This window comes from Roseomonas sp. USHLN139 (genome assembly GCF_037145735.1).
In the GTDB taxonomy this organism is placed as follows: Bacteria; Pseudomonadota; Alphaproteobacteria; order Acetobacterales; family Acetobacteraceae; genus Pseudoroseomonas.
In genome coordinates, this window is sequence record NZ_JBBCWY010000001.1 from 300,964 (window position 1) to 314,681 (window position 13,718).

Consider the following 13,718-nt stretch of genomic DNA (forward strand, 5'->3'; position numbering starts at 1 on the left):
GAGCCGGCACGGCATGGTCGAACAGGTGCTGCTGCGCGCGGAGGGCGTGCGCAAGAGCTTCGGTGCCACGGAGGTGCTGAAGGGCATCGACCTCTCGGTGCGCCAGGGCCAGGTGGTGTCGCTGATCGGCGCCTCGGGCTCCGGCAAGACCACCTTCCTGCGCTGCGTCAACATGCTGGAGGAGCATGATTCCGGCGACATCCTGCTCGATGGCGAGCCGATCGGCTACCGCGTCGAAGGGGGAAAGCGCCGGCGGATGAGCGAGACGGCGGTCTCCGCGCAGCGCGCCCGCATCGGCATGGTGTTCCAGCAGTTCAACCTCTTCCCGCACCTGACGGCGGAAGAGAACGTCATGCTGGGCCTGACCAAGGTCCTGGGCAAGTCGAAGAACGAGGCGCGCGACATCGCCGGCCACTGGCTGGGGCGCGTCGGATTGGCGGAGCGGCGGGGGCACTACCCCTACCAGCTCTCGGGCGGGCAGCAGCAGCGGGTGGCGATGGCGCGGGCGGTGGCGATGGAGCCGCGTCTTCTCCTGTTCGACGAGGTGACCTCCGCCCTGGACCCGGAGCTGGTCGCCGAGGTGCTGCAGGTGATGAAGGCGCTGGCCGAGAGCGGCATGACCATGCTGGTGGTCAGCCACGAGATGCTCTTCGTCCGCGACGTTTCCCATCATGTGGTCTTCATGGACCAGGGGAAGGTGGCGCAGGCCGGGTCACCGGAAGAGGTGTTTGGCAATCCGGAGAGCGAGCGGTTGCGGAGCTTTTTGGGGCGGTTCCACGGGTTGTTCGGGTGACAAGTCATACCAGCACAGTTCGGCCTCAGGGGCCTGTCGTGGGCTAATGCGGCACTTGGGCTGGCCCCGCCACGGGTTTGTGGCACACTCGGACAGATGACCGAGGCTCCGCCGCCGCGCTCTTTGCCCTCCGCCTCCTGGACCGGCCTGCCCGAGGAAACGCCTGCCCAGGCCTTTGCCCGGCAGTTCCGCCCGCCCGAGAGCAGGGCGACGCAGCACAAGGTCATCATGACCGTCCTGCTCTTCCTTGCCGGCTTCGCCCTCTTCTTCGGATGGAGCTTCATCCTCGGCCTGTCCTCGCCGACGACGCCTTCGGCCGCGACCGGGCAGACCGAGCGCTGGACCTTCGGCCGCGGCGGGCCGGTCTTCTACGTCACCCCTGTCGAAGCCTGGATCGGGCTGGCGCTGATCTCCACCAGCCTGCTGGGGCCGGCCGGCTTCCTCGGCTGGACGGCGTGGCGCGGGCGCCGGCGCTGGAGCTAACCGGCCCGCATCAGCCCCTCGGCGATCCCCGCCAGACGCAGCCCTAGCGTAATCCCGGCGATCGGCAGCCCATGCCGCGGCTGTCGCGTCAGGAACGGCGCCAGCAGCCCCAGCAGCGCGATCCCCAGCCCCGCCAGCAGCGTCGCGAGATAGACGTCGCGGCTGGCGTAATGCCAGGGATAGGGACCTTCGCCGCCAAAGGTCAGGCAATCGGCCGGCATCGGCGTCATGTGGCATGCATCGGCCGAGGGCAGCGTCGACACCACCAGCAGGTCGAGCAGGACCAGCACGGTGAGGGCGGCCTGGACCAGCCCTTCCGCCACCGAGGGCCAGCGGATGCGCATTCTTCTTTCCTCAGCTCAAACGAAAAGGGGCGCCGGAAGAAGCCCTCCCGGCGCCCCATCCGCCGCGCCCACCGGGCGCGGCATCCGACAAGAATTACCCCGCCTTCTTGACGCTCATCGCCAGCGTCAGCTCGTCGGCCCGCGCCTCGTAGGTGATCGGCCCGCGCAGCGCCCAGATGTTCTTCTGCATGTGCAGCGGCACCAGGCCGAGATCCTCCATGGCGATCTTCATGGCTTCCTGGAACAGCTGGTCGCGCTTGGCGTCGTCGGCCGTGCGCAGCCCCTCGATGGTCAGCTCGTCCACCTTCGCGTTGGAGAAGCCGTTGAAGTTGGTGGTGCCGAAGCCCTTCTCCGGGATGCGGGTGGTCAGCACGCCCTTCAGCGCGGTCGACGGCTCGCCGCTGGTCGCCCAGCCGATCAGCATCGCCGACATGTCGTTCTTCGCCTGGCGCTGCGCCAGCACCGAGAAGGGCACCGCGTCCACCGTGGTGGTGACGCCGATGCGCTGCCACATCTGGCCGATCGCCTGGATGATCTGCGCGTCGTTGACGTAGCGGTTGTTCGGCCCCAGCAGCGAGATCTTGAAGCCGTTGGGATAGCCGGCCTCGGCCAGCAGCTTCTTGGCGCCGTCGACGTCGAGCGCCTGCACCGGGATGTTGGGGTTATAGCCCAGCGCGCCCGGCGGCATCATCTGCCCGGCCGGCGTGCCGACGCCCTGCATGACGCGATCGACGATGCCCTGGCGGTTGATGCCCATGCTCAGCGCCCGGCGGACCCGCAGGTCGCGCAGCGGGTTCTTGTTCATCGGCTTGCCGTCATTGTCGAAGATGTAGGGGGAGACGTCGTGCTCCACATCCAGCTTCAGGTAGATGCAGCGCAGGCTCGGGATCTCGGAGAAGGAGATGCCCTGGGTGGAGCGCAGCCGCGGCGTGTCGGAGGGCGGCACCACGTCGATCATCTGCACGTCGCCCGACAGCAGCGCCGCGACGCGGACGCCGTTGTTGGTGATGAAGCGGTAGGTGACCTGCGCCCAGTCCGGCTTCTCGCCCCAGTAGCTGTCGTTGCGCGTCATGACGATGCGGTCGTCGGGGCTGTAGCTCTGCAGGCGGAACGGCCCGGTGCCGATCATCGCCTTGCCGTTGTTGAAGTCGCCGGTCGCCACGTTGTCGCCCACCGACTTGCAGATGATGAAGATGTTGTTCATGTCATAGGGCAGCAGCGGGTAGATCTCGGCGGTCTTCATCCGCAGCGTGTAGGGGTCGACGATCTCGGTCTCGACCACCGCACGGGAATACATGCTGAAGCTGCCCGGGCTGTTCACCACGTTGGGCACGCGCTTCAGGGTGAAGACCACGTCCTCGGCGGTGAATTCCTGGCCGTTGGAGAACTTGACGCCCTTGCGGAGCTTGAACTCCCAGGTGGTGTCGTCGACCAGCGTCCAGGATTCCGCCAGGCCGGGCCGCAGCTTGGCGGCGGCGTCGCGCTCCACCAGCTTGTCGAAGAAATGCTGCGCCACCGCGTTGTTGGGCGACAGCGTGTGGTAGTGCGGGTCCAGCGAGGTCGGCGGCGCCGCCACCGCCAGGGTCAGGTTCTGGCCCGCGGCCTGGGCGCGCGCGGCCCGGCTGGTGCCGGCCAGCAGGGCGGCGGCGGGCAGGGCGAACAGCGCGCGGCGCCGCAGGTGCAGTTGATCAGCCAAGGTCGTCTCTCCAGTCTCGGAATGTGAAAGCTGCGATCCCTCGCGGCGCCTGTTCCCGGCGTCCTGCGTCGGGCGGGATTGCGCCACGGCGCGGGGCGGCGGTCAATCTCTTGCTTTGACCAGGCAGTGCCCTCAGGTGTGGACGACACGGATCGCGGCGCGAGGCAGGCCATGACCAACCCGAACAGCTTCGCCGGCAATCCGGAGAAGCAGGCCCGCTGGGACGAGCGCTATCTGGGCCTGGCCCATCATATCGCGCAGTGGTCGAAGGATCCGCGCGCCAAGGTCGGCGCCGTGCTGGTGCAGCAGCGCCATGCCCGGATCGTCGCCACCGGCTTCAACGGCTTCCCCGCCAATGTCGAGGATTCGGCCGAGCGGCTGCAGGACAAGGCGCAGAAGCTGCGGATGATCCTGCATGCCGAGCAGAACGCCCTGCTGCATGCCGGGCGGGAGGCGCGGCACTGCGACGCCTATGTGGTCGGCAAGCCGGTCTGCAATGTCTGCGCGACGCTGCTGATCCAGTCCGGGGTGCGGCGGGTGGTCGCCGCGGCGCCGCGCAGCGGCACCGGCAGCTACTGGGACCAGGTCGGGCTGCTGGCGATCGAGATGCTGCGCGAGGCGGGGGTCGAGTTCACCGCCGTCACCGGCGAGCAGCTCGACCGGCTGGGGCTGAACCGCGACGAGGCGCGCGCCGCCGAGGACCCGTTCTCCACCCACCAGCACAGCTTCGACTTCGGGGGGGCGGGGGGCGGCCCCGGATGACCCCCCCCGGATAACCTCCCGGGCGGCTGAGTCGATTTCCGCGGCCCGGCGCGCTATACCCCCCGACCCCCGCAAGACGACGATCCCGGAGCAGCCCTGTTGACGACCCCCGACACCCAGACGGCGACCGAGGCGCAGCGTCGGCGGACTTTCGCGATCATCGCCCACCCGGACGCCGGCAAGACCACCCTGACCGAGCAGCTGCTGCTGCTGGGCGGCGCCATCCAGATCGCGGGGGCCGTGCGGGCCAAGGGCGAGCGGCGGCGGACCCGCTCCGACTGGATGAAGATCGAGCAGGACCGCGGCATCTCGGTCGCGACCAGCGTCATGACCTTCGAATATGCCGGGCAGATCTTCAACCTGCTGGACACGCCGGGCCACGAGGACTTCTCCGAGGACACCTACCGGACCCTCTCGGCGGTCGATGCCGCGGTGATGGTGATCGATGCCGCCAAGGGCATCGAGGCGCAGACCCGCAAGCTGTTCGAGGTCTGCCGCCTGCGCGACATCCCGATCGTCACCTTCATCAACAAGATGGACCGCGAGGCGCGGGAGCCGCTGGAGCTGCTCGACGAGATCGAGAAGACCCTGGCCCTCGACGTCACCCCGGCCACCTGGCCGATCGGCTCGGGCAAGCAGTTCTCCGGCGTCTATGACCGGCAGGACGCGACGCTGCGCCTGCTGACCGAGGGCGGCGAGCGCGACGAGAAGCTGGACGGGCCGGAAGACCCGCGCATCGACGGGCTGCTGCCTTTCGGCCAGGGCGACCTGCTGCGCGAGGGCATCGAAGTCGCCTCGATGTACAACGACTTCGCCCTCGAGAGCTTCCGCGAGGGCCACCTGACGCCGGTCTATTTCGGCAGCGCGCTGCGCGGCTTCGGCGTCAAGCACCTGCTGGACGGGCTGGCCCGCTTCGCGCCGCCGCCCTCCGCCCGCCGCGCCGATACCCGCGTGGTCGAGCCGGAGGAGGAGAAGCTGTCCGGCTTCGTCTTCAAGATCCAGGCGAATACCGACCTGCAGCACCGCGACCGCGTGGCCTTCCTGCGCATCTGCTCGGGCAAGCTGCGCAAGGGCGCGCGGCTGAAGCAGGTGCGCACCGGCAAGTCGATCCCGGTCAATGCGCCGCTGTTCTTCTTCGCCAAGGAACGCCAAGTGGCCGAGGAAGCCTGGCCCGGCGACGTGGTCGGCATCGCCAACCACGGCGTGCTGCGCATCGGCGACACCCTGACCGATGGCGAGGAGCTGAACTTCCGCGGCGTCCCCTCCTTCGCGCCCGAGATCCTGCGCCGCATCCGCCTCGACGATCCGATGCTGGCCAAGAAGCTGCGCAAGGCGCTCGACCAGCTGGCCGACGAGGGCGTGGTCCAGGTGTTCCGCCCGCTGGACGGCAGCCAGCCGGTGGTCGGCGTGGTCGGCCAGCTGCAGCTCGACGTGCTGAGCAGCCGGCTGCAGGCGGAATACGGCGTCCAGGTCGGCTTCGAGGCGACCAGCTGGTCCACCATGCGCTGGATCGCGACCGAGGACCGCGTGGCCCTCGACCGCTTCCTGCGCACCGCCCCCAGCCAGATGGCCGAAGACCACGACAACGAGCCGGTGGCCTTCTTCAACTCCGAATGGGGGCGGAAGCGCTCCGAAGAAGAATGGCCGCAGCTGAAGTTCCTGGCGTTGCGGGAACAGCACGGGGTCTGAAGAGAAGGGCTTGGGTAGGCGAGGGGAATGAATTCCCCTCGACCCCTTCTTCTTTCTATTCTGTTGGCCGTTTTCGGGCCAGCGCTGCAACGCAGGCGGCACCAGGGCGTCCCGGCGGGACGCCATTTTCATATAAAAGCAGCGCGCCTTTGCAGGTCGCGCCGTGGCTGGGCCGTTTCACGTCCTGTCATCACGTGGACACGGCAGTCTGACAGAAAAAAGAAGGGGTCCAGGGGAATTCATTCCCCTGGCCTACCTCTGACTTACTTTTACTTAGCCCGAATATGGAACGCCAAGGTCTCCTCGTCGGTGCGCGGCGTGAAGGTCAGGTTCGCCCGCCCGGCCCAGACGGTGGGCAGGATGACGATCGGGATCTGGCCGGCATCGGCGACCGCCTTGGCCTGGATCTCCTGGAACAGGGCGCGGCGCTTGTCGTCGTTCAGCGTGCCCATGGCTTCGGCGATCAGCTTGTCGAGTTCCGGGTTGGCGTAGCCGGAGACGTTGAAGGCGCCGTAGCGGCCGCCGGGGCCCTCCTTGCTGTGCACGAAGGAGGAGAGGGCGTAGCCGGCCTCGCCGGTCAGGGTGCCCCAGCCGGCCATGGTGATCGGGTAGTCGCCGCGGGTGCGGGCGGCGAAGAAGATGGTGCGCGGCTGGGCATTGACCTGCACGTCGAGGCCGATGCGGGCGAAGAGCTGGCCGAGCGCGGTGCAGGTCGCCCCGTCCCCGGGCAGCCGGTCGGAGGAGCAGAACAGCGGGAAGCGGAAGCCGTTCGGATAGCCGGCCTCGGCGAGCAGGGCCTTGGCGCGGTTGACGTCGGTCGGCAGGCGGGGCGGGTTCGGGTTGGCGCCGAACATGCCGGAGGGCATCAGCTGGTAGGCCGGGGTGGCGGTGCCCTCGAAGACCGACTGGGCGATGGCCTGGCGGTCGATCGCCAGCGACAGCGCCTGGCGGACGCGGAGGTCGCGGAACGGGTTGCGCGGCAGGGTCTGGCCGGCCTTGTCGGTGATGCCGCGCAGGGCGGGCAGCGCCATGTCCTCGCGCAGGTCGGGGTAGAGCAGGAAGGTATAGATGCTCTCGCCCTGATAGAGGGAAAGGTTCCGCTCCCGCTTCAGCCGGGCGATGTCGGAGACGGGGATGTAGTTGGCGAAGTCGACGCGGTTGGACAGCAGCCCGGCGACGCGGGCGGCGTCGTTGCTGATCTCGACCAGGGTGACCTTCGACCAGGGCGCCTCGCCGCCCCAGTAGCCGGGGGCGCGCTCCATCACCAGGTCGCCGCGCGGCGTCCAGGAGACGAACTTGAAGGGGCCGGTGCCGATGGCGGCGGCGCCGCTGTTGAATTCCGGCGCCTTGGCGGTCGGCGCGATGCCGGCCGAGACGATGAACAGCCGTGTCATGTCCTGCGGCAGGGCGGCGTTGGGCACGTTGGTGCGGATGCGCACCGTATGATCGTCGATGATGTCCACGCCGACGATGCTGCGGGTGTAGATGACCAGCCCGCCATCCGGGCCGGCGGCGTCCTTCACCCGCTCGACCGAGAACTTGACGTCGGCGGCGGTGAAGGGCCGGCCGTCATGGAACTTCACGCCCTCGCGCAGCCGGAATTCCCAGGTCAGGTCGTCGACGGCGCGCCAGGCGGTGGCGAGCGCCGGCGTCACCTGCAGCTTCTCGTCGACCGCGACCAGGCTGTCGAAGATGTTGCGCAGCGCCGCGGCGTGGTTGCCGAGCGCCATGAAATGCGGGTCGATGCCCTCCGGCCCGGCGCGCACGCCGATGCGCAGCTCCTGGGCCTGGGCCTGCCCTTGGGCGGCGGACATGGGGGCGGCAGCGGCCAGCGCCAGGAGGGCGGCGGCCGAGAGCAGTAGTCTGCGAAGCATTGACGGAAACTCCCCGATCTTTCAGCGTCCCTCGCGTCAGAGGGTGCGGGGCGTGCAGGATTCCGGCAAGAGTCGATGCATCAAAACAGCACCGCTGCAGGCTAGAGAGATGATGACGCATGGCGATCAAGGCTGACAGCGCGGCGGCGGAGGGGATGGCGGGGCCCATCCTGGTCTGGGGGGCGGGGGCGATCGGCGGCACGGTGGGGGCGGCGCTGGTGCGCGCCGGCCATGCGGTGGTCTTCGTCGACATCGAGGCCGAGCATGTCGCCGCGATCCGCGACCCGAAGCGCGGCCTGGCGATCGAGGGGCCGGTCGAGCACTACACCGTGCACGCCCCGGCGCACCTGCCCGGCGAGCTGACCGGGACGTTCCGCCGCATCCTGCTCTGCGTGAAGGCGCAGCACACCGAGGCCGCGGCGCGCGCCCTGCTGCCGCACCTGGCCGAGGACGGCCATGTCGCCTCGCTGCAGAACGGGCTGTGCGAGGCGATCATCGCCGGCGTCGTCGGGCCCGAGCGCACCATCGGCGCCTTCGTCAATTTCAGCGCCGACTGGCTGGCGCCGGGGCATATCCTCTATGGCGGCCGCGGCGCCGTGGTGGTGGGCGAGCTGGACGGCAGCGTGACGCCGCGGCTGGAGGCGCTGCACCGGCTGCTGTCGCTGTTCGAGCCGCGCGCCGAGCTGACCCGCGACATCGGCGCCTATCTCTGGGGCAAGCTGGGCTATGGCGCCATGCTCTTCGCCCAGGCGCTGGGCGAGAAGGGCATCGCCGATGCGCTGGCGCGGCCCGAGCTGCTGCCGCTGTGGCGCGCCCTGGGTACCGAGGTGATGCAGGTGGCAGCCGCCGAGGGCGTCTCGCCCAAGGGCTTCAACGGCTTCGACCCGGCGGCCTTCCAGCCGGGCGCGGCGCCGGAGGCGGCGGCGGCCAGCGTCGCCGCCATGGTCGCCTTCAACCGGCCCAACGCCAAGACGCATTCCGGCATCTGGCGCGACCTCTGGGTGCGGCAGCGCAGCACCGAGGTCGATGCGCAGCTGGCGCCGGTGGCGGCGCTCGCGGCGAAGCACGGCATCCCGGCCCCGGCGCTGACCGCGCTGATCGCCGCCATCCATGACTGCGAGGCTGGCCGCCGCAAGATGGACGACCGCAACCTGACGGAGCTGCTCGGCGCATGAACATCCGCTTCGATGGGGTGGTGGTGGCCGTCACCGGCGCCGGCCACGGCTTCGGCCAGCTGATCGCCCGCGACTTCGCGGCGATGGGCGCGCGGGTCTTCGGCTGCGACCTGTCGGCCGAGGAACTGGCCGGGACCGCCCAGGGCAGCTCGATCCAGACCGAGGCCTTCGACCTGACCGCCCCCGGCGCCGCGCGCGGCTGGATCGCCCGCGTCGAGGCCGCCGCCGGCGGACCGATCGGTGTGCTGGTGGCCAATGCCGGCGGCGTGCGCGGCCAGGTGATGCGGCCGGTGGAAGACGTGCCGGAGGAGGACTGGCACGGCATCTTCGACATCAACCTGCATGCCTGCTTCAACCTCTGCGCCGCCGCGGTGCCGGGGATGAAGCGGGCGGGCCGGGGCAAGATCGTCACCATCTCCTCGGGGGCCGGGCTGCAGCGCAGCCTGACCGGCATCCAGGCCTATTGCTCGGCCAAGCACGGGCTGGTCGGGCTGACCCGGCAGCTGGCCAGCGAGCTCGGCCAGTACGGCATCAACGTCAATTCGGTGGCGCCGGGCTTCATCCCCTCCAACCCGGCCTCGGTCGCGCAGTTCGCCAGCTATGGCGAAGAGGGGCAGAAGCGGCTGCTGGACAGCATCGCGCTGCGCCGGGTGGGCGAGGCGCAGGACATCGCCGATGCGGTGACCTTCCTGGCCAGCGACAAGGCGAAGTGGATCTCGGGGCAGATCCTCAGCGTCGACGGCGGCAAGTAGGCCGGCAACCGGGGGAGACCGCGGTCTCCCCCGCGCTGTCGATCACGCTTCAGCCGGCAGGCGCCAGGGCCTCGCGCACCATGGCGGTGTCGACATACTGCGTCATCCGCAGGATCTTGCCGTCCCGAAGCACGTAGAGATGCGCAAACGCCGCGCGCATCGACTGGCCGGTTGCCTTGTAGGTGCCGCTATAGGTCCCGAAGGCGGCGACACGGTCGCCGTCCTCCATGAAGCTGTGCACATCGGCGCGGTAGCCGGTCCACTCGCTGCCCAGCCGCTGGAAGACACCGGCGATGATGGCGGCGGCCCCGACATAGGTGCCGGCATAGGGAAAGCCTTCGGCTTCCGTCCATTCGGCCTCGGGGGCCAGGGCGGCCAGCAGGTTGCGGCCGTTCTCCTCCGACGAGCCTTCGTAGGTGGCGCGGATGATCTCGAGACTGGCGCCCACCGTCAGCCCCACTTCATCTCGCCGGTGGCCACCTTGGCGCCGATATCCACCGCCACTTCCATGCCGAGGCCGGGGAAGCGGGCCTTCATCGCCGCGTTCAGCGCCGCCGCGCCGCTGGCCCTGGCCAGCTCTTCCTCGAAGGCCCGCAGGTAATCCAGCGTGTGCCGGATGCCGGACGGATCGGTCGCCGCCCCCGGCGCCATATGGCCGGGCACCACGATGGCGGGCTGGCGTGCCGCCATCTTCTCCAGCGTGGCGATCCAGGCGGCGCGCGCCTCCCTGGTCTGGGTGTCGGCGGTCCAGACATGCACGCCCGAGAAGACCAGCACGCCGCCGAACACCGCCCGCAGCGACGGCACCCAGAGGTAGCGGCGGTTGGCCAGCCCCTCGGCATCGACGATCTCGACCGCCTCGCCATCGACGGTCAGCGTCCTGCCCGCGAAGGCCTCCGGCATCACCACATCGGCCAGCGTCTGCGGGCCATTCTCCTTGAGCTGCGGGCCCCAGGTGGCGAGCTTCTTCTCGACATTGCCGCGGATGGCCTCGACGGTTTCCGGCGCCGCGATCACCCGCGCCTGCGGGAAGGCCTCGGCGACGGGGCGCAGGCCGAAATAGTAATCGGGGTCGCTCTGGCTGACATAGATCGTGGTCAGCCGTTTGCCGGTCGCCTTGATGGCCTCCGCCAGGGCGCGCCCGTCCGGCAGGGTGAAGCCGCCATCGATCAGCAGGGCTTCGGTCGCGCCGGTCAGCAGCACCGGCGCCCGGAAGAAGCCGTTCGGACCGGCCGGAAAGGCCTTCCAGCCGGGGGCCGCCGCAGCGGCGCCGCGCAGCCCGGACGGCGCCAAGACGGCCGCAGGGGCGAGAAGGGTGGTCTGCATGATCGCTCTCCGGGTGAACATGGCGGGGCTCTTCGGTGAAAGGTCGGGACGGGGCGAAGCGGGGGCCAGGCAGGCGGGTAGCCGGGTGGTCCTCGCGGGACGGGGGCTTCTGCCTGCTGCCGGGCCCGAGGAATCGCATGCCGCAACCGTCAGGAAAACAGCGACGCCTGGAACAGAGTGTCTGCTAAAGTTTGACAATTCCTGAGCAGCGAAGGCCCAATGACCGCATGAACCTGAACCGGCTGGCCTATTTCGCGGCGGTGGCCGATACCGGCTCCTTCACCCGGGCGGCGGAGAGGCTGCGGATCAGCAAGGCCGTCGTCAGCCAGCAGGTCGCCGAGCTGGAGCGCGAGGTCGGTGCCACCCTGCTGCTGCGGACCACGCGGCGGGTGCAGCCGACCGAGGCGGGGCGCCTGTTCCATGCCCGCTGCACCGCGATCCTGCGGGAGGCGGAAGAGGCCTTCGGCGAGCTGGCCCAGGGGGCGGCGCAACCCAGCGGAACCCTGCGCATCACCGCGCCCAATGACTATGGCATCGTGACGCTGGTGCCCGTCGTCACCGCCTTCTCGGCGCGCTACCCGCAATGCCGGGTCGAGCTGGTGCTGCACGACCAGACGCTCGACCTGCTGACCGGCGAGATCGACCTGGCGATCCGCGTGGGCTGGCTCGAGGATTCCAGCCTGCAGGCGCGCCGGATCGGCAGCTTCCGGCAGATGCTGGTCGGCGGCCCGGCCCTGGCGGCGCGCATCGCCGCCGCGCGCCAGCCCGAGGATCTGGCCGGCCTGCCCTTCGTCGCCAACATGGCCCTGAAGGAGCCGCTGCTGTGGCAGTTCGCCCGCGGCGACGGGGAGCGGCGGACGGTGCGCCTGCAGGCCACCATCGCCATCGACACGACACCGGCCGTGCTGGCCGCCGTGCAGATCGGTGGCGGCCTTTCGGTCCTGCCGGATTTCCTGGTGCGGGACCTGCTGGCGGCCGGGCAGCTGCTGCATGTCCTGCCGGCCTGGCAACTGCCCGCCGGCGGCATCCATGCGGTCTATCCCGCCGCGCGCTTCCGGCCGGCCAAGGTCACCGCCTTCCTGGCGATGCTGATCGAGGCGGAACGGCGCAGGCCGCCTGTCCCCGGTGGCGAAAGTCCCGGCGCGGCGGGGTGAGGGCGGATCACCGCCCCGCCGGGATCATGCCCCCGTGAAGGCGAAGCCCGCGCCGGCGGCGGTGACGCGGTGGAAGCCCTCGACATGGCTGCCGGCGATCACCAGCCCCTCGGCGGCGGCGCGCGCCAGGGTGGCGCGGCGCGTGGCGGCGGCCTGGGCGGGGTCGAGGTCGAAGACCAGGCCGATCTCCGGCTCGGCCGGCTGCAGCGCCTGCAGGTGCAGCAGGTCGGCCCAGACCAGCAGCCTCCCTTCGATCCGGTAGCCGGTGTGGCCGGGGGTGTGGCCGGGCAGCGGCACCGCCTCGATCCCCGGCAGCACCGGGCCGGCGGGGAGGGCGCGGACCCGGTCGCCGAAGACGCGCAGCAGCTTCTCGGCCATCTTGAAGCCGCCATGGCGGGCCTCGGGCAGGCGGGCGCGGGCCTGCGGGTCGGTGAAGAAGGCCAGGTCGGCCTGCGGCGCCCAGATCTCGGCCGCCGGGAAGAAGGGCGTGTCGCCCTCGTAGAGGCCGTTCAGGTGGTCGTCATGCAGATGGGTGAGCAGCACGCGCTCGACCGCCGCCGGCGCGATGCCCAGCGCCGCCAGCTGGGCGCGGGCGTGACCAAAACCGTCTCCCCAGGCGGTGCCGACGCCGACATCGATCAGGGTGACGCCCATCGGGCCGCGCAGCAGGAAACAGTTCACGTCGGTGGCGATCTGCGGGCGGCCCCAGGTCGCGATGGCGCGGGCGCGGTCGGGCGCGCCGCCAATATGGGTCAGCGTCTCGGCCGGCGCGGTGAAGTGGCCGTCGCGCAGCAGGACGGTCTCGATCGAGCCGGAACGGAAGGATGGGGCGGTCGGCATGGGGTGCCTCCTCGAGGGTCGCTGGCTTAGACCATGCCCGGGGCGGCGCGGCCAGCGCCCCGGGGTTGCCGCCGCAGGGTCCGCGGCGAAGAATGCCGGACCGGTGGCAAGGGAGGGCCCAGCATGGCCGAGACGAAGGTGGCGGTGGTGACGGCGGGCGGCAGCGGCATGGGCGCCGCCTGCGCGCGCAGGCTGGCGGCGGACGGGTTCCGGGTGGCGGTGCTGTCGTCCTCGGGCAAGGGCGAGGCGCTGGCGAAGGAACTCGGCGGCCTCGGCGTCACCGGGTCGAACCAGTCGAATGACGACCTGGCGCGGCTGGTCGAGACGGTGGTGCAGCACTGGGGGCGGATCGACGTGCTGGTGAACAGCGCCGGCCACGGCCCGCGCGCGCCGATCCTGGAGATCACCGACGAGGCCTGGCACCAGGGCATGGACACCTATCTGCTGAACGTCATCCGCCCGACCCGGCTGGTGGTGCCGGTGATGCAGCAGGGCGGGGGCGGCGCCATCGTCAATATCTCGACCGCCTGGGCCTTCGAGCCGAGCGCCATGTTCCCGACCTCGGCGGTGTTCCGGGCGGGGCTGGCCTCCTTCACCAAGATCTTCGCGGATACCTATGCGGCGGAGAAGATCCGCATGAACAACGTGCTGCCCGGCTGGATCGACAGCCTGCCCGCCGTCGAGGCGCGCCGCGCCAGCGTGCCGATGCAGCGCTACGGCACCGCGGCGGAGATCGCCGCCACCGTTGCCTTCCTGGCCTCGGACGGGGCGGGCTACATCACCGGGCAGAACCTGCGGGTCGATGGCGGGCTGACGCGGGCGGTCTGAGG

14 protein-coding genes are annotated in these 13,718 nt (G+C 70.3%); 8 read left to right on the forward strand and 6 right to left on the reverse strand.

Annotation, left to right across the window (positions count from 1 at the left end):
• Positions 1–13: 13 nt before the first annotated feature.
• Together WFI16_RS01365 and WFI16_RS01370 are read left to right on the forward strand one after the other, a co-directional pair.
• Positions 14–793 (forward strand): amino acid ABC transporter ATP-binding protein, encoded by a 780-nt coding sequence (locus WFI16_RS01365; protein WP_419895993.1) that lies wholly within the window; start codon positions 14–16, stop codon positions 791–793.
• Positions 794–889: 96 nt separating this feature from the next.
• Positions 890–1,276 carry a hypothetical protein gene (locus WFI16_RS01370; RefSeq protein ID WP_419895994.1) on the forward strand — a complete coding sequence of 129 codons (387 nt, stop codon included), beginning with the start codon at positions 890–892 and terminating at the stop codon, positions 1,274–1,276.
• Here the strand turns inward: WFI16_RS01370 and WFI16_RS01375 are convergent.
• Together WFI16_RS01375 and WFI16_RS01380 are read right to left on the reverse strand one after the other, a co-directional pair.
• Positions 1,273–1,620: a hypothetical protein gene (locus WFI16_RS01375; protein WP_419895995.1), complete on the reverse strand. Its 348-nt coding sequence runs from the start codon at positions 1,618–1,620 to the stop codon at positions 1,273–1,275. The genes WFI16_RS01370 and WFI16_RS01375 overlap by 4 nt on opposite strands.
• A 94-nt stretch (positions 1,621–1,714) precedes the next feature.
• On the reverse strand, positions 1,715–3,316 hold the full coding sequence (locus WFI16_RS01380; RefSeq protein WP_419895996.1) for an ABC transporter substrate-binding protein: 1,602 nt from the start codon (positions 3,314–3,316) through the stop codon (positions 1,715–1,717).
• Positions 3,317–3,487: 171 nt separating this feature from the next.
• On the opposite strand from WFI16_RS01380, the gene WFI16_RS01385 reads away from it, so the two are divergent.
• Together WFI16_RS01385 and WFI16_RS01390 are read left to right on the forward strand one after the other, a co-directional pair.
• Positions 3,488–4,078 (forward strand): deoxycytidylate deaminase, encoded by a 591-nt coding sequence (locus tag WFI16_RS01385; protein WP_419895997.1) that lies wholly within the window; start codon positions 3,488–3,490, stop codon positions 4,076–4,078.
• Between the two features lie 96 nt (positions 4,079–4,174).
• A complete protein-coding gene (locus WFI16_RS01390; RefSeq protein ID WP_442970650.1) occupies positions 4,175–5,767 on the forward strand; it encodes a peptide chain release factor 3 in 1,593 nt (530 codons plus the stop codon).
• 269 nt (positions 5,768–6,036) lie between these two features.
• Here WFI16_RS01390 and WFI16_RS01395 read toward each other — a convergent pair whose 3' ends face one another.
• Positions 6,037–7,641: an ABC transporter substrate-binding protein gene (locus WFI16_RS01395; protein WP_419895999.1), complete on the reverse strand. Its 1,605-nt coding sequence runs from the start codon at positions 7,639–7,641 to the stop codon at positions 6,037–6,039.
• A gap of 119 nt (positions 7,642–7,760) precedes the next feature.
• Here WFI16_RS01395 and WFI16_RS01400 point away from each other — a divergent pair, with 119 nt between their 5' ends.
• A complete protein-coding gene (locus WFI16_RS01400; RefSeq protein ID WP_419896000.1) occupies positions 7,761–8,816 on the forward strand; it encodes a ketopantoate reductase family protein in 1,056 nt (351 codons plus the stop codon).
• Entirely contained in the window at positions 8,813–9,568 is a 756-nt protein-coding gene (locus WFI16_RS01405) for an SDR family NAD(P)-dependent oxidoreductase (protein WP_419896001.1), read from the forward strand. Before WFI16_RS01400 ends, WFI16_RS01405 begins: the two co-directional genes overlap by 4 nt.
• A 49-nt stretch (positions 9,569–9,617) precedes the next feature.
• On the opposite strand, the gene WFI16_RS01410 is transcribed toward WFI16_RS01405, so the two are convergent.
• Together WFI16_RS01410 and WFI16_RS01415 are read right to left on the reverse strand one after the other, a co-directional pair.
• A complete protein-coding gene (locus tag WFI16_RS01410; protein WP_419896002.1) occupies positions 9,618–10,016 on the reverse strand; it encodes a nuclear transport factor 2 family protein in 399 nt (132 codons plus the stop codon).
• 2 nt (positions 10,017–10,018) lie between these two features.
• Complete coding sequence (locus WFI16_RS01415) at positions 10,019–10,894, reverse strand: MBL fold metallo-hydrolase (protein WP_419896003.1); 876 nt, start codon at positions 10,892–10,894, stop codon at positions 10,019–10,021.
• A 227-nt stretch (positions 10,895–11,121) separates the two neighbouring features.
• On the opposite strand from WFI16_RS01415, the gene WFI16_RS01420 reads away from it, so the two are divergent.
• A complete protein-coding gene (locus tag WFI16_RS01420; RefSeq protein ID WP_419896004.1) occupies positions 11,122–12,048 on the forward strand; it encodes a LysR family transcriptional regulator in 927 nt (308 codons plus the stop codon).
• A gap of 24 nt (positions 12,049–12,072) precedes the next feature.
• On the opposite strand, the gene aidB is transcribed toward WFI16_RS01420, so the two are convergent.
• A complete protein-coding gene (gene aidB, locus WFI16_RS01425) occupies positions 12,073–12,888 on the reverse strand; it encodes an AidB family quorum-quenching N-acyl homoserine lactonase (protein WP_419896005.1) in 816 nt (271 codons plus the stop codon).
• Positions 12,889–13,011: 123 nt separating this feature from the next.
• Here aidB and WFI16_RS01430 point away from each other — a divergent pair, with 123 nt between their 5' ends.
• Positions 13,012–13,716, forward strand: coding sequence for an SDR family oxidoreductase (locus tag WFI16_RS01430; protein ID WP_419896006.1), 705 nt, complete (start codon positions 13,012–13,014; stop codon positions 13,714–13,716).
• The last annotated feature ends 2 nt before the right edge of the window (positions 13,717–13,718 follow it).